The organism is Candidatus Electronema sp. PJ (genome assembly GCF_048287395.1).
Lineage (GTDB): Bacteria > Desulfobacterota > Desulfobulbia > Desulfobulbales > Desulfobulbaceae > Electronema.
In genome coordinates this window covers 1-18,839 of the sequence record NZ_JBLWEO010000070.1, presented here as the reverse complement: position 1 = coordinate 18,839, position 18,839 = coordinate 1, and the positions used below count along the sequence as shown (strand labels likewise).

At 53.7% G+C, this 18,839-nt stretch carries 19 protein-coding genes; 10 read left to right on the top strand and 9 right to left on the bottom strand.

From position 1 onward, the window contains the following. Window positions 1-3 precede the first annotated feature (3 nt). The 4 genes from ACNKIB_RS11420 to ACNKIB_RS11405 all read right to left on the bottom strand — a co-directional run bounded on the left by ACNKIB_RS11420 (window position 4) and on the right by ACNKIB_RS11405 (window position 5,755). Window positions 4-264, bottom strand: coding sequence for a hypothetical protein (locus ACNKIB_RS11420; RefSeq protein WP_417910687.1), 261 nt, complete (start codon window positions 262-264; stop codon window positions 4-6). Then, window positions 261-2,075 carry a hypothetical protein gene (locus ACNKIB_RS11415; RefSeq protein WP_417910686.1) on the bottom strand — a complete coding sequence of 605 codons (1,815 nt, stop codon included), beginning with the start codon at window positions 2,073-2,075 and terminating at the stop codon, window positions 261-263. Before ACNKIB_RS11415 ends, ACNKIB_RS11420 begins: the two co-directional genes overlap by 4 nt. Before the next feature lie 27 nt (window positions 2,076-2,102). After that, window positions 2,103-3,260, bottom strand: a complete 1,158-nt coding sequence (locus tag ACNKIB_RS11410; RefSeq protein ID WP_417910685.1) for a hypothetical protein — start codon at window positions 3,258-3,260, stop codon at window positions 2,103-2,105. 158 nt (window positions 3,261-3,418) lie between these two features. Further along, on the bottom strand, window positions 3,419-5,755 hold the full coding sequence (locus tag ACNKIB_RS11405) for an Hsp70 family protein (RefSeq protein ID WP_417910684.1): 2,337 nt from the start codon (window positions 5,753-5,755) through the stop codon (window positions 3,419-3,421). Window positions 5,756-5,863: 108 nt separating this feature from the next. Here ACNKIB_RS11405 and ACNKIB_RS11400 point away from each other — a divergent pair, with 108 nt between their 5' ends. Continuing rightward, a complete protein-coding gene (locus ACNKIB_RS11400) occupies window positions 5,864-6,067 on the top strand; it encodes a hypothetical protein (protein WP_417910683.1) in 204 nt (67 codons plus the stop codon). Here ACNKIB_RS11400 and ACNKIB_RS11395 read toward each other — a convergent pair. Continuing rightward, window positions 6,026-6,220, bottom strand: a complete 195-nt coding sequence (locus ACNKIB_RS11395) for a hypothetical protein (protein ID WP_417910682.1) — start codon at window positions 6,218-6,220, stop codon at window positions 6,026-6,028. The genes ACNKIB_RS11400 and ACNKIB_RS11395 overlap by 42 nt on opposite strands. Window positions 6,221-6,289: 69 nt before the next feature. Continuing rightward, window positions 6,290-7,354, bottom strand: a complete 1,065-nt coding sequence (locus ACNKIB_RS11390; RefSeq protein WP_417910681.1) for a response regulator — start codon at window positions 7,352-7,354, stop codon at window positions 6,290-6,292. A 205-nt stretch (window positions 7,355-7,559) separates the two neighbouring features. On the opposite strand from ACNKIB_RS11390, the gene msbA reads away from it, so the two are divergent. The 4 genes from msbA to ACNKIB_RS11370 all read left to right on the top strand — a co-directional run bounded on the left by msbA (window position 7,560) and on the right by ACNKIB_RS11370 (window position 14,486). After that, window positions 7,560-9,308, top strand: a complete 1,749-nt coding sequence (gene msbA, locus ACNKIB_RS11385; RefSeq protein ID WP_417910680.1) for a lipid A export permease/ATP-binding protein MsbA — start codon at window positions 7,560-7,562, stop codon at window positions 9,306-9,308. Next, window positions 9,305-11,785, top strand: coding sequence for an O-antigen ligase family protein (locus ACNKIB_RS11380; protein ID WP_417910679.1), 2,481 nt, complete (start codon window positions 9,305-9,307; stop codon window positions 11,783-11,785). Before msbA ends, ACNKIB_RS11380 begins: the two co-directional genes overlap by 4 nt. Window positions 11,786-11,803: 18 nt before the next feature. Next, window positions 11,804-12,508: a TRADD-N-associated membrane domain-containing protein gene (locus ACNKIB_RS11375; protein ID WP_417910678.1), complete on the top strand. Its 705-nt coding sequence runs from the start codon at window positions 11,804-11,806 to the stop codon at window positions 12,506-12,508. Between the two features lie 64 nt (window positions 12,509-12,572). Next, complete coding sequence (locus tag ACNKIB_RS11370; protein ID WP_417910677.1) at window positions 12,573-14,486, top strand: HAD-IA family hydrolase; 1,914 nt, start codon at window positions 12,573-12,575, stop codon at window positions 14,484-14,486. Between the two features lie 309 nt (window positions 14,487-14,795). Here the strand turns inward: ACNKIB_RS11370 and ACNKIB_RS11365 are convergent, their stop codons facing one another. Further along, a complete protein-coding gene (locus tag ACNKIB_RS11365; RefSeq protein WP_417910676.1) occupies window positions 14,796-14,918 on the bottom strand; it encodes a hypothetical protein in 123 nt (40 codons plus the stop codon). A gap of 54 nt (window positions 14,919-14,972) precedes the next feature. On the opposite strand from ACNKIB_RS11365, the gene ACNKIB_RS11360 reads away from it, so the two are divergent. From ACNKIB_RS11360 to ACNKIB_RS11340, 5 genes are all read left to right on the top strand, one after another. Further along, entirely contained in the window at window positions 14,973-15,329 is a 357-nt protein-coding gene (locus ACNKIB_RS11360; RefSeq protein WP_417910675.1) for a hypothetical protein, read from the top strand. Between the two features lie 69 nt (window positions 15,330-15,398). Next, complete coding sequence (locus ACNKIB_RS11355; protein ID WP_417910674.1) at window positions 15,399-15,692, top strand: type II toxin-antitoxin system HigB family toxin; 294 nt, start codon at window positions 15,399-15,401, stop codon at window positions 15,690-15,692. Window positions 15,693-15,713: 21 nt separating this feature from the next. Continuing rightward, window positions 15,714-16,094 (top strand): helix-turn-helix domain-containing protein, encoded by a 381-nt coding sequence (locus ACNKIB_RS11350; RefSeq protein WP_417910673.1) that lies wholly within the window; start codon window positions 15,714-15,716, stop codon window positions 16,092-16,094. A gap of 92 nt (window positions 16,095-16,186) precedes the next feature. After that, window positions 16,187-16,642 carry a hypothetical protein gene (locus ACNKIB_RS11345; RefSeq protein ID WP_417910672.1) on the top strand — a complete coding sequence of 152 codons (456 nt, stop codon included), beginning with the start codon at window positions 16,187-16,189 and terminating at the stop codon, window positions 16,640-16,642. 51 nt (window positions 16,643-16,693) lie between these two features. Continuing rightward, window positions 16,694-17,761, top strand: coding sequence for a pyridoxal phosphate-dependent aminotransferase (locus tag ACNKIB_RS11340; protein WP_417910671.1), 1,068 nt, complete (start codon window positions 16,694-16,696; stop codon window positions 17,759-17,761). Between the two features lie 40 nt (window positions 17,762-17,801). On the opposite strand, the gene ACNKIB_RS11335 is transcribed toward ACNKIB_RS11340, so the two are convergent. Together ACNKIB_RS11335 and ACNKIB_RS11330 are read right to left on the bottom strand one after the other, a co-directional pair. Next, window positions 17,802-18,086, bottom strand: coding sequence for a DUF3368 domain-containing protein (locus ACNKIB_RS11335; protein WP_417910670.1), 285 nt, complete (start codon window positions 18,084-18,086; stop codon window positions 17,802-17,804). A 165-nt stretch (window positions 18,087-18,251) separates the two neighbouring features. Further along, on the bottom strand, window positions 18,252-18,614 hold the full coding sequence (locus ACNKIB_RS11330) for a UPF0175 family protein (protein ID WP_417910669.1): 363 nt from the start codon (window positions 18,612-18,614) through the stop codon (window positions 18,252-18,254). Between the last annotated feature and the right edge of the window lie 225 nt (window positions 18,615-18,839).

The following is an 18,839-nucleotide window of genomic DNA, read 5'->3' as shown; positions in this document are numbered from 1 at the left end:
GGTTCAGTCAAATAGCGCAAGTCGCTGGAGATCTTCCACGCGCAACGGGGCCTCTCTTGGTAGGCAAGGCCCCAGCAAAGAGGAGAGATCAGCGGAATAAAGAAAGGAGATGATCGGGCGGGTCTTTGGATCCATGAGCAGCTGCCGAGCCTCAGCTATTTCCCGGGCAGAATGCTGCTTTTTGCGCAAGGCCAAGGCTGCACCTTGTACGACTTCTTGGGCCGAGGCATCCCGGCGGAGATTGAGCACTTTGAAGGGATTCATGCGTGCAGTCCCCCCTGTCGTAAGCCATCAAGGGCCTTACTGATCTGCCTGACTGTTGCGTGCCGAGGATCAACGCTGCGGGCACTAACGAGCAGGCTTTCTACCAGGAAAATAGCTGCCTCTTGATCAGGATAATCCCCGCGTTCTATCCGGGCAGCATGGTGCTGGGCAGTCATAAAGAAGCGTTCTTTGAGCTGGGGAAAATGGCTGGTTGCAGCGATACGAGCAGCCTCAGCAAAGCAGTCCTGATTAAATGCTTCTGCCAAGGCAAGCAGCTCGCAATTCAGACTCATTTGGGCATGGATCATCTGGGCCAACTCGTCGCCAGGATGCAAGGCAACTGCCTTGGCCATCGCCGCTGCTAAAAGGCGGTGATTGGCCTCCTCGCTGCTGCGAAGTCGCACCACTTGATTGGTAAGAGCTGTGCAGAATGCAGCACGCTCTTGTACTTCCTCAGAGAGCAGAGCAAGGATGCCAAGACACGCGGTCAGCTGCCTGCCGTCAGCATCCTCTTCCTGGTTCAAAGTGGCCAGAACTTGCTTTTCCAGTTCTACGGAATTGTGGATCAGACCTTCACGCAAAATCTGCTCTGCCTCCCAGGCTTGTCCCTGCTGAAGAAGATGAATACCGCAGGCACTTCTTACCTCGGCTGCGCCCCAGTTGATGAATGGATCATGGTGCTCTCCTTCTAGGTCTGCCAGCAGGTCTAATGCTGCATCAGCCTGCCCCTCTTGAATTAAGACTAGGGCAGCGGCCACCGGGGTATAAGCCGCCCCAGCTGCCAGCCATTCCTCCTCCTGCATAAAGGCCTCCCGGCTGTTTTTAATCAGCGTGCAAAGCTGGTCAGCAACCTGCGCACGACGAGCCAGGGCTGGGGCATAGAGCAAGGGCACTGCCTCGCTTTGTCCTGCACCTAGATCAGCCAAGCGAGAGAGTAACGAGAGGGTATTTTGCCAGTGTTGCAGCAGGGAATCACCGCTGCTTTGTGGTTGGCGCAAGACCTGCTTGCGCAGCAGATCTGCCCCGAAATCCAGCAGGGTTTGCCGCTCCTGCCCTGCCTGCGGCCCAACCGTCGGATGGAAGAGAAGGGTCAGCCAACAATCTATAAAATATCGCACCTCGTGAGGAGGCATTGGCCGGTCTGTTGCCTCTGCGAGACGCTGGCACGCTACCTTGGCTTGAATCTCCAATTCAGCAGGCTGAAGCCAGTCTGTCTCGTCTGCAAGTGCCGCAATCTCTTCCAGGCGTTCTTCCTGCCAAAAACAGGCCAAGCGCAGGCGACGACAGCGGGCGAGCAGCTCGCTGGCCAGCAGGGTGTCGAGCAGGCCTTCATGCAAGAGCAAAGCAACTTCTTCGTGGGCTAAGGGGTTGGCATCAAGACGGCAGTGCAGTTGGTGTAGAAGTAGGTTGCTAACCTGTTCTTTCTGAGCAAGAAAAGCAGGATCAACACAGTGCAGCGGCTGCCAGTAACGTAAACACCCGAGGCAATCTTCCAGGTGTGCCAGGGCCAAGCCAGCATGATATCTATCCGCAGGTGATAGGGCTACGGCCTCAGCATACGCAGTGGCAGCCAGCTGCCATTGTCCAGCCTGCACCCGACAAAAGGCCAGTCGGAGTAGTCGGCTAGGTTCAGGGCAGGCCGCCTGGATTTGACTGAGCAATTCTGCAGCTGTCAGCCAAGCACCTTGGGCTGCGGCTTGCTCGGCCTGGGCTGCTAGGTCCTCCCATACCGGCTGCTTCTTTCCTCTATTGCCGAACAGCTTGCTGCCGAGTTTTCCTATCCAGACAAGGATGGTGGTTTGCTTGCTCATCACATTGAAGCTGTCAGCCGCTGCCGGTTAGCGGAGGATTACCCGTATTGTTTTGCCCGGGGCAATTTCCTGCTTGCCGTAGAAGATCAGACCAGAATATCTTGGCAGGAAAAAGCGGGCATAGATGGAGCGCCAGGTCTCGCCAGATCGGACATGATATTTCCAGAGCAAGAGACCATCCTGTTGCTCAATGCGCTGCTGATAAAGGGCAATAGCCTCACGGCGATCAGTAAAGAGACGAACGATGCTGTTCTTGCGTATGAACCCAAGAAAGATATGGGGATTCTGCTCCATGACTACAGGATAGTATTTACGGTGCCCGTAGTATTTTTCGGCGATATCTAAGGCAGTTTCTCCATCCTTAACAAGATAGGAGAAGGTTCTTTCCGGTAATAATACTGGGGCAGCAGTCTGTGGTAGTGAAGGGGTGCGCTGAGAAGCCTCTGTGCCTGCGGAGCTGGGGGTAGTTTTCTGGTTGCTTACCCGCTGTTTCCTCCACCGAGGGTGGATGTCCACGGGTGGTGGCAAAGTGGCAAGTTGCTTCTCTGTGATAGGCGGCTTTGTCTCTTCTGAAGGCTGCGGGGCAGTCGTTTTTGCCTCTTGTGGAAAAGCTGGAGCAGCCGGTGAGAGTTCCTTGTTCTCTACTGCCTGCTTTGCAGAAGACTGTTCGGCTTTGTTCTCAGCAGAGAGGGGTTCTTCTGCTTGGCCCATTCTCTCGCTTGCAGCCGGTGAGACCGCAGCAACTTTCTCCTCGACCAGCTGTTTTTCTTCAGAAGCAAGAGTCTGCTTAGTTTCCGCCTTGTTCGCTCCTAAGGTAGGCTGTTGTGTCACCTCATTCAGGAGGTCAATCTTCTTCTCTTCCTTTGCCGATGAGGAAGGTACTTGCTGGTCAACAGGCTGTGGTGCAGCAGCGAGAGTATCCTGCGTGGTTGGCAGCGGCTTTAGGGCAGCAGACTTAGCTGCTACCTGGCGGTCATCAAGTATCCTCACCTGGGCATCAATATGAATCTTGCTATCAGGCGGGAGGACGGGCTTGGTCAGCTGGGCTGGCTTGGCAGCACGCTCTTGCCGCAAGGCCATCAGCTCACGGTCAAGCTCAACCAGGCGGCTTCTCATGCTCACCGCGAGACCAGCAAGGAGGAGCAGGATTGCGGTCATGATCAGGGCGACTGCTACCCAGGGCATACGGTGTTTGGCTGGCTCTGCCTTCTTCTTGGCCTCTGCTGGACCAGATAAGGAGTCCAGAGCCTGAAAGCAAGTAAGATCTGCATCGCATTGGGGACAGCTCCCGCAATTTGGCGGGAGATTCCGCCGCCCACAAACCGGACAGGTATGGGTTTGGCTCATTTGCGAATGCCCCGGTGAATTTTCTGGATACTGCGGGCGTGCTGATCCAGAACTTCCTCGACTTCTGGCATAATGTTCTGCACCTGCGCAAGGCTCGGCTCCTCGCCTGCCTCGGCTGCGGCGAGGATCTCAGCAGTTGCCCGCATGAACCGCTTGGCTTTGTCTGGCTCGCTCCGGTGGCAAATCTCGCAGGCACTCTCAATCTGGGTCAAGGCATGAACTGCCTCTAAGCCTGGATTTTCAAGAATCTTGGCCAACTCCTCCATGGCCTGCATGGTTTCCTCACAGGTGCCTTCCTCATCCACCTCGCGCAGCCGCGCAACCTTTTTGCGAATCTGCATCTGCAAAGCAGGTTCGATCAACATGCCATAATCCGTCAACATGCTTTCTGCATAATAGATCCGAGTCAGTGGAGCCTCCTCAGCCTCGGCAATTTTGCCTGCCTTGCTGATTTTTTCTGCAATCTGTCTGAACAGGTTTTCGTTAACCTCGCCGGTGCGCTCGTCAACCACCTGGTGAATGGAGCGAATAATGCCTCTGGCGCGACAGAGCAGGTCAGCAACGGTGTAGGTAGAATAGCCCTTCTGGTCTGCCTCGTTGATAATCGACTCCAAGAGGAGAAAGAGTTTCTCATCAGCCTTGCCACGCGAGAGCGTACCAGAGACTTTTACCTCTGGCTGGCCGCATAAGGCCGCTCGCACCGAGACCAGGTTGTTCTCATCAATGTCCAAGGTGATGGCCACGCGCAGCGGCTCCTCTGCCATCCCTGCTGCGGTCTCGGCTGTGCTTGCTGGCCCGCTGTCATGGTCAATGCCCAACCAAAGATCGCCGATACTCTCCTCTCGTCCGTTGACCACATTATAAAACTGCATGTGGACCAGCTCTTGCTCGGCATCAACCAGCTGGAAAATCTCCGTGCTGGAGCAGGGCAGCGGCGTGTTTTTCTTGATCAGGAGAAAGCGGCTGTTGTTTTCCAGGCGGATAAAGTAATCGTGCGCTGCGGCATGGACAATATCAACCAAGCCATGCTGGAGATTGTAGTTTTCCAGATCGAATTTGCAATGTGGACAAGCTGGGCTGTTTTGCGTTGCCTCGCCACCGCAGGCTGGGCATTCGAGCACGCCAGACAAGCGATGGCTGAGAATGGCTGCGCCTTCTGCCACCGCCAACATCGGTCGCTCGTGCAGAAGGACCTTGTCTGCGCCAAACTCCTGTTGCAGGATCTTGATCACGCAAGGGATGCGCGAGCTGCCGCCTACCAGCAAGACATGATCGATCAAATCGGCGGTGAAATGGGCATCAGCGAGCAGGTTGCGGACCAAGCAGCGCACTAATTCTAAGGTCGGGGCCAGCAGCTCCTCAAGCTGCTCCTGGCACAGTTCCACCTCAATGGCCAGGGGATCGCCGTCCTCATCCTCCAAAAGGCCGAGAACAACGATGCTGGCCTCTGGGCTGTTGCTTAGACTGATTTTGGCCTTTTCCGCTGCTAGCTTCAACTCGGTCAGCAGGCGGTTTCGCTGTCCAGGCTCCTGCCGGGCAATCAGGGCGCGGAGGCGGATGTCATCCATGCCTTCCTGATCAGCTGTTTCTCGCAAGACATGACTGATAATCAGGCCATCAATATCCTCGCCGCCGAGCCACATATCGCCGCCCTTGGCGATCTCAATGATTTGACCGCCGCTAATCGCCAGCAAAGAAAGGTCGAGAGTGCCGCCGCCGAAATCAAAGACCAGCACGGTTTTGCCCTCATCGCTGGCAACCTGATCCACACCGAAAGAAATGGCTGCGGCGGTCGGTTCCGGGAGCAAGCGGCTGACTTTTAACCCAGCCAAGGCAGCAGCAGTTCGGGTCGCGTGCTTTTGCTTGTCGTTGAAATAAGCAGGCACCGTGATAACTGCCGTTGCCACCTCATCGCCCAAGACCCGCTCTGCGTCCGCTTTGATTTTGGCCAGAATTTGGGCGGAAATTTCCTCTGGGCTGAATTCCCGACCTCCGACCTGAATGGCGATACTGTTGTGAGAACCGTGTGAATGGGCTGAAAGCGAGCAGTGGAGCCTGCCGCTCTTCAACAAGTCCTGGACTTCTTGATCATGAAAGTTGCGGCCAATCAGTCGCTTTACTGCGGTGATGGTATTTTCCGGCTCCTGCCGCAGCCATTCCAAGGCATGACGACCGACAATGAACTCTGGCTTCCGCATCAATCGTTTCCGCACCGTGACACAGGACGGGGTAATGAAGTCACCCTCGGCATTCTTCAGCACTTCAACCCGGATTTTTTTGATCGCGGCAGCGGAATTTGTGGTTCCTAAATCTATCCCAATTGATTTCTTCATATCTTCTTGACAGAATACCTCAATGTCGCACGTACAGAAGCCCTCGCTTAAATCAAAGAATCATCAGACCTTTGGCAGCAGCTCACACCTCAATCCAGCAGAGTTGCTTTGCTTAACTCCTCGACAAGATTCCTTTCTTGCTCGCCAGCAAAGGAGTTTGGCTTGGCAACAGAGGAGTTTTGCCGACTTATAAAGGAGTTCTACTCGGTAGCAAAGGAGTCTGGCCGAGTAGCAAAGGAGTTTTGCCCAGCCGTAGAGGAGTTTTGCCGACTAAAACTCCTTTCTCAGTCGGCCAGACTCCTTTGTGGCTAACCAGGAAAGCAGTTTGGCCAAGCCGAACTCCTCTGTTGCCGACTCCAACTCCTTTCCCAACGCGCTGGACTCTTCTCTAGCGTAGTTGACAAGCTGCCGAATCCCCAAGAGAACGTGACCAAGTAGGAGGAAATGGCTCGTTCGCCGCTGCAACCTGATTACTCCTTGTTGGCCGGTGAATGCAACCCTTTTTGTTGACTTCTGGAGGAGATTTCTTTTTTCTCAAAGGACAGGCAGGCTAAAACTGAAGACACAGCCGCCGTTAGCCCGGTTTTCTGCTCGGAGCATACCCTCGTGCAGTTCGATGATCTTTTTGACCACGGTCAAGCCAAGGCAGCCTTCCTTGCCGCTTAGAGGCTGGAAACCTTCTCCCGCTGCAAGCCGAGCCAGTTCTTCCTTGCCTAAACCCGGCCCATGATCGGCCACCGCCACGTTGACCCAGCCCTCTTCCTGTGCCACGCTTAACGTCACGGTGGAACCGGGCGAAGAAAACTTGACCGCATTGCCGAGCAGGTTATCTACGGCCTGGCGAATCCGGCCAGGGTCAAAACTGAAGGCAGGAATCTCGGCTAATTGCTCGGCCAGGATGATTTGTCGGCGGGCTGCTGCGTGTCGCTGAATTCGCGCGGCCAGGCGCACGATTTCAGTGATAGATGCAGGCTGTTTGCTGATTTTAAAGGTGCCTTCTCGTACTGCTGAAACATCAAGCAGGTCATTGATCAGCCCTTGCATGACTGAGGCAGTCTCGTGAATGGCCTCCAAATGGCTGTCGAGGTTTTTGCGCATCTCGGCAAAATCGTTGTCCAGCAGCATCTCCGTCATCGTGATGATGTAACCGAGCGGATTGCGCAGATCATGGGCCGCGATACGCAGAAAGCGGTCTTTGATCTTGTCCAATTCCAGCAAGCGATCGTGGGCTTCCATCAACCGCCTGCCTACAGTGATCCGGCTGTGCAGTTCGCCAATATGCACCGGCTTGCTGAGAAAGTCATGCGCCCCCTGATCAAGGGCATGAACGACATCCTCTTTGTCGTTTTTGCCCGTCAGCAGGATGGTGTAGATCAACGGCCTGTTTTCCTGGGCGTTGAGCCGCGAGCAGATTTCCACGCCATCTAAGCCAGGCATCATCCAGTCGAGCACGGCGATTCGAGGCGGCTCTGGCCCGCGCAGCAGGGTCATGGCCTCCAGTCCGTCCGCAGCTTCGACCACCTCATAGCCCCAGCGGGCGGCACAATGCCGGAGGAGGATCCGGGTCGAGAGTTCATCGTCGGCGATAAGCAGTTTCATGGCGTGTCGTTCACCTTTTTTCTCTGGAACAGTCCCGGGCCAGGGCTATAATTTTCCGTATCCGTAAGTTGCCTGTTGCTCACTCTGAAGTGTATCATATATGATGACGGTCTGATCTGCATTATACCCAAACAGCGGCGGATTGTATATTCTCGAAAAATGCTTCCGCAGCAGTACGCTGCCTTGAGGTTCAACAGCAACCGCCTTGCTTCGTTCGCCAATGACCACTCGCCTCATCCTTGCGCGGCTGTACACGGTTCTACAGCCCTACAGAAAAAAACTGCTCATCGCCATGACCGCGATGATCGTCGTCGCCCTGTTCAACGCGGTGCAGGCCTACATGGTGCAGCCGCTTTTGGACAAAATTTTCTATGAGAAGAACGCTCGCTGGCTGACTGTCCTGCCTCTGGCCCTGCTCGCGGTCTTTTTCGTCAAAGGAGTGTTTTATTTTTTCTACTCCTACCTGCTGGAATGGGTGGGCCAGTCGGTGATCAAAGACCTGCGTAATGCCATCTACAGCCACCTGCACGACTTGTCGATGAATTTTTTCTACAAAAATTCGACTGGCGAGCTGGTTTCCCGAATCATGAACGACGTGGCCATGCTGCAAGGCACGGTCTCCCATGCCCTGATCTATGTGCTCCGGGATTTTTTTTCAGTGGCCGGGCTGCTGGCGGTAATTTTTTATATGGACTGGCGGCTGGCCTTAGTCTCGCTGATCTTCATCCCGATGGCCGCAGTGCCGATCGTGGTTTTCGGCAAAAAATTCCGGCGGATCAGCTCACACTACCAGCAAGGAGTGGGAGAGGCCAGCAATTTTCTCAATGAAACCATCCGGGGCATCCGTATCGTCAAAGCATTTTGCGCCGAGGAGCAAGAAAAACAGCGTTTCGCGGTCAAGATGCAGCAGTTGTTTGACACCCTAATGACAGAAACCCGCTACCGCAGCCTCTCGCATCCCCTGATCGAGTTCCTCGGCGGGATCGGTATGGCCTTGATCATCTGGTTCGGCGGGATGGAGGTTCTTAAAGGGCATTCTACACCCGGCACTTTCATGTCCTTTCTCACCGCCTTGGTCATGCTCTACGAGCCAGTCAAGGGCGTGAGCAAACTCAACTCCACCATCCAATCTGGCATGGCAGGCGCGGCCCGGATATTCGCCCTATTGGATATTGAGCCGGATATTCGGGAAAAATCTCAGGCTGTTGTTCTGCCGCCTTTCCACAGCGCGATAGAGTTCCGCGCAGTCAGCTTTGCCTATCAGCCTGGGGAACCGGTGCTACGCGACATCAGCCTGAAGATCGCCCAAGGCGAGGTGATTGCTGTGGTCGGGCCATCCGGTGGTGGCAAAAGCTCCCTTGCTAGCCTACTGCCCCGCTTTCACGATGTCAGTGCAGGCGCAGTGCTGATTGATGGCCATGACCTCTGCGACCTGAGTCTGTATTCTCTGCGCAGTCAGATCGCCATTGTCACCCAGCAAACCATCCTGTTCAACGATACAGTGCGCAGTAACATTGCCTACGGCAACCCAAACTGTACTGAGGAGGAGATTCGACAGGCAGCAGCAGCGGCCTTTGCCTTGGAATTTATCGAAGACTTTTCTGACGGCTTCAATACCCTGATCGGCGAGTCCGGGGTGCGGCTTTCCGGCGGCCAGCAACAGCGGATTTCCATTGCCCGCGCCATCCTCAAGAACGCGCCTATCCTGATTCTTGACGAAGCCACTTCTGCTTTGGACACTGAATCCGAGCGCAAGGTGCAGCAAGCTCTCGACAACCTGATGAAAAACCGTACCACCTTGGTCATCGCCCATCGCCTTTCGACCATCAAAAATGCCGACAGAATCATCGTCATGCAGGAGGGGCGGCTGGCCGAAGCAGGGAGTCATGACTACCTGCTTGCCTTGGGTGGCATCTACAAAGGGCTGTACACCATGCAGCACGCCAGGCAATGAACGCACGCTTGCACTCTATCCGGGAAGGCGCAGGGCGGGCTAATAGCTGGTTGTTAGGCTTGCTCGCCTTTGTCCTGCCTCTTTCGACCTCGGCGGTGTCAGCTGTTGCTCTCCTGGTTCTTTTGCTCTGGCTGATCGAAGGCAATTATATTGAAAAATGCGCAGAAGCTCTCTTTACGCCAGTCGCGGTTGTCGTGTTGGGCTATTTAGCTTTGCTCTGTCTGGGCTTGTTTTGGACTGCTCACCCTATAAACGGCTTTGCTGTCCTGCAAGATCACTGGAAGATAGCCCTTCTACCAGTCTTCCTCACCGCCGCTCGTTTTGAGCAACGTTCGTTCTATCTTGGCTGTTTTCTCTTTGGGATGAGCATGGCTATGCTCATCACCTATCTGGCCTGGTTTGACCTGGTGCAGTATTCTGATGTCCATCCCGGTCATATCACCCCCAAGACCTTTCATGTGGTCTATAATCCCCTGCTCGCCTTTGCCATCTACCTGACCCTGCATAAGGCAATCTGGGAGGAGCGCAAGTCACAGGTGCAGGCCGCACTCTTCCTGCTGGCTGGACTGATGGTGTTGAACATGTTCATCACTGAGGGCCGCACCGGTCAGGCAGTCTTCTTTGTCCTCATCAGCCTGCTGCTCTTCCAAATCTTCAGGAAGAACCGCTTCTGGGCCGTGTTGTCCGTCTGCCTTCTGCTGCCCACAGGCGGTGCAGTCGGCTATCTGGCTAGTCCGGTCTTTCAACAGCGGGTTGATCTAGCCTTAAAGGAGATCTCCGGCTTCCAGCAGAATCCCAATACCTCGGTGGGCCTACGGCTCCAGTTTTGCCAGAATTCCTTAGCCTTATTCCAGCAGCATCCTTGCATTGGAGTCGGTACAGGCGATTTCAAGGCAGCTTACGCCAAGATCAACCGGAAACGCAGTCCTCGTTCTTTAGCCACTGATAACCCGCACAACCAATACCTGCTAACTGCGGTCATGCTCGGTCTGCCCGGCTTGTTTGCCTTGCTCCTGATCTTTATGGTCATGTTCATCCAGGCCCGCACAGAGGAGGACAATAACCTCAAGAGGGTGCGTATCGCTTTTCCTTTGTTTTTCCTCCTCATCATGCTGGCAGAATCCTATCTCAAGGTTTACCAGACTGCCTTTTTTTTCGCCCTGTTTGCCGCTGTCCTCTACAAAAAGCAACCGCTGCCTCAGTCAGAGAACCGCTGCTGGCTGATTCTGTCCTATCGGGCCAATATTCTCGGTTCCGCCTGTTCTCAGCATATTGATGACCGCCTGCCTCATCTTCAAGCGCAGGAGATTGAGCCGGTTCTGCTGACTGGCCCAGTCGGTGAACAGGCAAAGATTTTTCGGCATTTCCGTGCCCTCAGTATTGCGCCATCCGGCATTCGCTTTGAGCTGCGTCATTTCCTACGCCGCCATCTGCACAAACGCTGGCAGTTCAAGACCGCAGAAACTTTGATCCTGCTGCCGCTGCTCCCCTTTTACCTGCTGGAAAAGATCATTGTCAACCTGGAAAGCGAATGGTCCTGGTGTCTGCTGGCTTCTCTGCGCGGCCTACTCCTCTGTCGCCAACTTAAGCCGGAATTGATCTATTCCACTGGCGGCTCGGCCTCGGCTCATGTCGCGGCCCTGCTGATTAAAGCTGGTACGGGCATCCGCTGGATCGCCGAGACTCAGGATCCGCTTGTGCATGATCAGGACTGGCGGCGCAGCCGCTTGGTGCTGCTGCTCTACAAGACCTTGGAACAGCGTATCTGCCGTCAGGCCGATTTGTTCGTCTTTCTCGTGGGAGCGGCAATGGAGCATTGTCGTCAGAGAACAAAAAGCTGCCAGACGGCTGTAGTCTATCCTGGCGCGGAGCAGTCCTGGTTTGGTCAGGTGCAGTATAGCAAAGGAGACCGCTGTCGCTTTGCCCATTTTGGTTCCTTGGCCGGAACCCGCAATCTGGCAGTTTTCTTTCAGGCTTTGGAGCAGGTGGTCAGCCGTAGGCCGGAACTGCACGGCTTAGTTCTGGTGGATGTTTATGGTTCCTTTGACAGCCTCTCAGAGCGGGAGATGAAACGGTTGCGTCTGCAAGATTTGGTAGTACTGCACGGCCCAGTGGCCCGGCAAGAGGCCATTGCCACCATGCAGCAGGCAGACTGCCTTCTCCTTATTCAGAATATCATTTATTTTTCCTGCGAGACTATTCCGTCTAAGGTCTATGAGTACCTGCTGACAGGTCGTCCGATTCTCGGCCTGTTGCATCACAACCAAGAGCTGGAGGCTATGCTGACCGAGAATGGCCACTGCACCGTACCTGCGGATGACGTGCAAGCGACAGCGGCGGCTATCGAAGAGATCTTGAGCAACTGGCTGGAAACAGGCTTGCCGACCCGATCAGCGGCCAAGGCATGGACAGTGACTGAGGCAGTACAGAAATTGATCTCGCTTGCTGAGATAGAGTTTGATGATAAAAAAGTGTAAATAAAGAAGCATTATAATATGGCATTACATAAGGCGTGGTGTATATTTTCAGCAGCATTTATAAGTATCTTTGTAGCGGCTATTGTAATGATAGCCACACCTGAATTGCGAGAATTACTGCGTAATCACGACCTACTGATTAGCGGGATCTTATCCATAATGATGGCGATTGTTGTTTCATGCGCAGAATTCATAGATAAGATTACTCGTGAAAAGAAGATTGAAATAGTCGAAGAACGATTACGAGAGCATCCTGAAAAGCCGCAGCTTGCATGGGATTTGGCGCGAACTAAGCTGGAAAATTATCTTGATAGAAATCTCAGTCAAGTACGCTCTATCTATTGGCTCACGCTGATGGTTATGTTTTGCGGGTTTGGATTCATTCTATTCGGTCTGTTCCAAGCTTCTCAGAATCCTGAGAAGCTGCCGGTCTCGATAGTTGCCTCTGCCTCTGGTGTGGTTATAAGCTTCATTGGTGGTTCTTTCCTGCTCATATATCGGTCTATTCTTGCTCAATCGAAAGAGTATGTGACAGTTCTTGAACGCATTAATGCAGTAGGCATGGCTGTACAGGTCATTGCAAGTATTCCAGATTCAGATGGTCAACTTAAAAATAGCACAACGGCAGAGCTGGCAAAGCAGCTCCTCAATCTTTATGCAGTGGTGCCGGTGGCACGTGGCGCAGATGAACCATCAAAGAGTCAAATACAATCGGCTGCATGAGCAGCAATCTTTTGAGATCTATTGATAATCATTGCGATATACTTATAAAACAGTAGAGTGTTCTATGCAACTAAACAACACCATCTGGCTACCTGACGAAACCAAGGCCATCCTTTTTGACATGGACGGCGTTCTTTTGGACAGTCTCGGCCTTGATCTGTCCCTCTGCGGCGAGCTGCTGAAGAAACAGCTCGGCAGGCCGGTCAAGCTCTCTAAAGAATTCATCCGCTCCATTTTCGCCTATCATCCGCCGGAATTCTGGCGGCGGATTTTTGCCTTTGTCGCAACGGAACACGGCATCACGGCAGAAGATGCGGTGCAACATGCTGTTCTGGCTGAGTACAATCAAGTCCGCAACGAGTCGGTTTTTCCGGTCAATCCGGGCATTATTGCCATCCTGACTGCCTGTAAAGTTCAAGGTATCAAAACAGCAGTGGTTTCCAACAATCCGACAGAAGATGTCCGCAGGATTATCACGCAGTCTGGCATCGCCGCCTATTTTGATCTGATTGTCGGCAATGATCTGCATGAGTTGCGGCCAAAGCCTGCGCCTGATACCTACATCTACGCTGCCAATCTCTTAGAAATACCGCCTGCGCACTGCGCAGTCATTGAGGATTCCTTGCTTGGCGCAGAGGCCGGCGATAAAGCAGGCTGCTTTACCATCGGCGTGGCCACAGGTGGCACGGCTTTTGCCGCGCTGGAGCACGCAGAATTCAGCCGCAGAGTGTATTCCTCCTTTCTGCCCAATCAGATTGCCCTACATTTTGGTGAACCGACCAAGAAAAAGCTGCTCACCCCAAATGATTTTGTCAGCCACATGGTCGAACATATTGCCTGGCGGATGGGCTGCGGCATTGATTTGTTCTGGAACAGCAATGACTGGCCGCAGCTTGGCCTGGCGTTGGGCCGGGCAATTGCTGGATTTCCCCGGCAAGCGGAAAGCGGGGCAGCCCTGGGCATGATTGACGACGGCAGCGCAGAGGTCACGGTTGCCATTGCCGCCGAGCCGGACATGCTGATTGAAACGGTGGAGCAACTTGATCCAACCTGGTTTTTCGGCCTGCGCTGCGAGCAGCTGACCTCCAGCGTGCCGCTCCTGGAGCTGCTGCGTGGCTTGGCGCAAGGCTTGCAGGCGCAGATTCATATCCGCATTTGTGGGGTGGAAGACCCGCATCATGCCTGGGAAGGCGTGTTCCGCTCCGTCGGCATCGCCCTGAGCAAGATATTTGCCCCGGAAATGCCGCTGGTTCAGGAAGAGGCGGCAGCAAAAAAAGCCCAACCAGAGCACGGCATCGTGGTTGAGGAGCTTTCTGAGCAGACCGCCGCAGTTGTCCGCACTACAGCAGAAAGCAAAGTGCGTGTGGCAGTGCATTGCAGCGAGCACTGGCCCGGCACCTACAGCTTCAAGGTCGGGCCGTCCATTCAGGTCAGCGGTTTCGGCGGTCTGCTGGAGGCAATGGCGCAGGAGGCGGGCTTTACGCTGGCTGTGGATTTTTTTGCCGAGCGGCTGAGTTCCAGTCATGTGGTGATGGAAGACACCGGCCTTGTGCTGGGTAAGGCTTTAAAAGAGCTGCTCATTCTCCGCATGAATCGCTGCGGCGTGCAAGGCGCAGGCAGCAGCATTCAAGTTGAGGCGGATTTCAGCAGCCAGCCAGTGAGCGTGGGTGTCAGCGTTGAAGGCCGCAAGTTCGTCAAGTTCGTGCCCTTTAACGAGCCATACAGCGCATTCCGCCAGCGGTTCCTGCTTGGCCAAGATGTCTTCGGTGGCCTGTTTTCGGAAGACATGGATGATTTCCTCGACGGCTTGGCAGGCGGGCTGGATTGCAGCATCATGATTCACGTCAGGCAACACGTTGATGCCGCTGAGGGCTGGTTGCTCCTTTTCCGCCAGCTCGGTAAAGCCTTGAAGGAGGTGTTTCAAGAAAATCCCTGCCGAAAAGGAGTGCCACCTGGCGTGAAGGCGACGCTGTGCTGATCGGTTGCAATAGTATCTTCCTCTGCTCTTTTCGTGTGCAACCCGGCCTACTTCTTTTCTGTTGAAATATTTTTTCAGCGCAGTAAAGTGGGGTAATTTTAGAACGAGCTTTTGGATATCTCGGAACAGCTCTTGTTCCTTCGGGAACAGCTCAGGAATGTCCGAAAGCTGTTTTCGTACCTTCCTGAACAGCTTTTGCTTCTTCGCGAAGAGGTTTCGTATATCCTGGAGCAGTTTCTATTCCTTCAAGAGCAGTTCCAGGATATCAAAAAGCTGTTTCCGTACCTTCACGAACAGCTTTTGCACGTTCTAAACCTCTTCTGGAACATCCAGGAACAGACCAGGGATGTCCGCGAGGAGATTTTGCATCTTCCAGAACAGCTTGGGAATATCCAAAAGCTGCTCCCGTTCCTTCACGGACAGCTTTTGCATGTCCGCAACCTCGATTTTTTCGAGGAAAACCCCATTTTTTTAGGAGGGAATCTCATGGCCTACAAACGCAGAGCGTCACAAATCATGGTTGATGCGCAGCAACGCATCACCAACCTCAAAGCCATTGACCCGGACCTAGATTTGGGCAACGGCCTCACCGTAGCGGTTTTCAACGCTCAAATCATGGAGATGCAGACGGCCTTGGCGACCTATAACGCCCTGCTTGCCCAAGCAGATGCGGCGGGCAACGCTGTGAACGCGATAGAGAAAAATATCAGTGCGCTGTCAACGCGGATGCTGGCTGGCGTTGGAGTCAAATACGGCAAGGACAGCAGCGAGTACGAGATGGCTGGCGGCACCCGCACCAGCGAAATCATCCGCAAAACCAAGGCAGAAAACCCAGCAGCATAGGCAGCGGAACAAGCCAGGGTGGTCATGAAGATTGCCCTGGCGCGGGAATAGGGGCTGTAAGATGCAACGATGAATATTATCAAACGGAAAACCTTGCTGGAGTTTTGGGAAAAACATCCTGATTCAGAGCAGGCTGTAAAAACTTGGTATGCCGTTGTCAGGAAATCAAGCTGGAGGGAGCCTGCGGAAATCAAAAAGATATTTGCAACGGCTGACTTTCTGAGTAACAATAGAGTATGCTTTAACATCAAAGGAAACAAGTATCGTCTGATTGTAAAAATTATCTATGAACTCCAAAGAGTTTACGTGCGATTTATAGGAACACATGCTGAGTACGACAAGATAGACGCGAACAATATTTAGAACGAGTTGCAAGGAGAACGTATGAATATATCGCCGATACGATCTGAAGAAGATTACAACAAAGTTATCCAGAGAATTGATGAGCTGATTGATTCAGAGCCGTATTCCGATGAATTCAACGAGCTTGAGGTGTTGTCTATTCTTGCTGAAGATTATGAAGAGAAAAACTTCCCGATAGGCTTCCCTGATCCTGTTGAAGCCTTGAGATATATCATGGAATGGAAAGGAATCACGCTGAATGATCTTGAGCCGTATATTGGCACCAAGGCAGCAGTCTCGCAAATCTTAGACCGAAAAAAAGAACTGACAATAGAGATGATCATGCGCTTAAAGAAAGGGCTTAAAATTTCCGCTGATGTTTTAATACCTGAATCCAACGAAGATGTGCCGATACTGGCATAGGTAGCACAGCTGATTTTTCATTTTTGTGGAATGTTTTGGGCGGAAGGAAGCAAAGTTGATTTCTTAATAAGTTCTAATCAATAGGGAATGAAATGCCTATAGCAGAAATAACCGCAGCCCTTGCTGGCGTAAAACACGCCTCTGATATCGCAAAGCTCATCAAGAACAGTGAGGTTTCACTGGAAGCGGCAGAGGTGAAGTTAAAGTTAGCAGATTTGATTGATTCTCTTGCTGATGCGAAAGTCGAGATCGCAAAGTTTAAAGAAATTATCTCTGAAAGAGACGAGGAGATTCAACGGCTAAAAAAGCAGTTAGAGAAGGATGGCAATATGGTATATGAAGAACCATATTACTTCCTTGTACAGGAGAACGGCGATAAAGATGGGCCGTATTGCCAGCGATGTTACGATAACGACAAAAAACTAATTCGCCTCCAATCTGCTGAAGAGAAAGGTGAATGGAGATGTAATGAGTGTCAGAATAGCTATAAAGATAGTAGCTACAAGAAGAAGGAACCTGCTCCGTATCGTCCTCGTACACCTTGGTGAGCCCATACGTAGTAATCTAAAAATAAGAAGGAACACTTTCTCTTTATCCTAATGCTCCACGTCAAACCCCAAATCTCCGCGCTGTCCACCTACAAGCCGCCGTGGTCGCACATTGACCGCACGGCCTATCTGCGCTTTGATCTGAACGAGAACACCCTGCCGCTGCCGAGCTGCGTGAAGGCCGCCCTGCACGACTTCATTGACAGCGACCGCATCCCGCTCTACCCGGACTGCGCCGCGTTCCTGCCCAAACTGGCCCGCTACACGCAGGCCGCGCCGGAGCAACTCATGGTTGCTAACGGCTCGGATCAGGCCATCGAGGTGGTGCTGCGGGCTTTTCTCGGCGAGGGCGACGAGCTGGTGCTGGCCCAGCCCGGCTTTCCCATGTTCACCCAGATTGCCGGGGTGATCGGCGCGAAAGTGACCGGCATTCCGTATGATGCCGAGATGCGCTTCCCGCGCCGCGACTATCTGGCAGCGATCAGCCCGGCCACCAAGCTGGCCGTGTTAGTCAACCCGGACAACCCCACTGGCGCGTCGGTCTCGCTGGAGCTGATTGAGGAAGTGCTGCGCCTGCGGCCCGATCTGCCAGTGATCGTGGACGAGGCCTACTTTGAGTTCACCGGCACCACCGCGCAGGGCCTGCTGGCGGCGTACCCGAATCTGATCATCCTGCGCACTTTCTCCAAAGCCTTTGCCCTTGGCGGCCTGCGCTTGGGCTACAGCATCGCTCATCCTGCTCTCACGACCGAGCTGCACAAGGTGCGCGGGCCGTTCGATGTCAACGCCTGTGCCTTGGTTGCCGCCGGTGCGCAGCTTGACGATGCTGCCGAGGAATGGTGGCGGTTCCCGCAGGAGACCATGCAGCTCGCCAAACCCTATCTGGAGGCCTTCTTCCGTGATAACAAGGTGAAGCAGTATCCCGGCGCGGCGCATTTCATGCTGGTCGAGCCGGACGACCGGGACGGTGCTGTTGCCTATCTGAAGGAGCGGGGCATACTGGTTCGGCCCATGGTCGCCCCGGCGATCAAGACCTGCTTCCGCATGAATGTTGGCACACTGGAACAGACCAAGCGCTTTGCCGAGGTCTATGCGGACTATCTTCGGCAGAGCCGGTGAGCATCCGCAGGGGCAGGCCCCGTGCCTGCCCTCATGCGCTTCACAGCAAGAAACGGAAGCCAGCCTGCCGCAGCCGTTCCAGCACCGTCTGGATGTTCTCGTCAAGCAGCCCTTTCTCTGCGGATTTATAGAGCAGCGCAACGGTTCCGACGACAGACAGGCCAAGTTCTTCCGCAATCTGCCGAGCTTTCAGATCATCAAGAATCAGGAAGTCGGCAGCACATTCCACAGCCAGCGAAATTGCCTCAGATTCCCCACCGCCCAGATGAATCTGCAATGCCCTTGCCGCCAGATGATTCTGGACGGCGCGTGTTTCAATTCCCACAGCGCATTCTTCACCTCTTGCGCTCCGGGTCTTCCTTGCCCTGACACCACCACTTCCTGATAAACCTTCTCAGGGATGAGCACTGCGCCGAAGAGGTCATGCAGTATTGCCAATCTGCCAATTTTGCTCAGGCCAATCAGGCAGGACGAATCTGCGACAACGACCTTACACATTGCGCAGCTTCTCCATGTCTGCGGCCAGATCGTTCCGCGTGTACTGCATGGGGATACCGAGCTGCCGGTTCATTTCAAAGAAATCCCATTGGCTCATCCCGGCAAGCTCGCAGGCTTTGCTTAAGGAAAGCCGCTGATGTTCATACAGGAAGATGGTGAACATCTGTTTCACGTCCTGACTGATGCTGTCCGCATTCAGTCCTGCCTGCAATGCGACAATCTTAGGAAGATCGAAATGGACATTCAGCGTGTTCATCGGTGTGCTCAGGGTTTTTTTTTCAATCAAGAGAGCGGCGTGGCAGCCGCCTGCCGCCGCATTCGAGGAACCAATGCTTCCATTGTAGGGCATCGCCATGCAGCTTTCCAGCATTTTGCTTCATTCCCCGGTTCGCCGCAGCCCGCAAACACCCTCTGTCGGAGATACCATAGTGACTCCAGTGGAGACACTACGCTGACTCTGGTGGAGTCACTAGGCTGACTCCAGTGGAGTCATTAGAGTGACTCTGGTGGAGACACTCTAATGACTCTATATGAGATACTCTGCTGACTCCTATGGAGTCATTATGGTATCTCTTGAGGG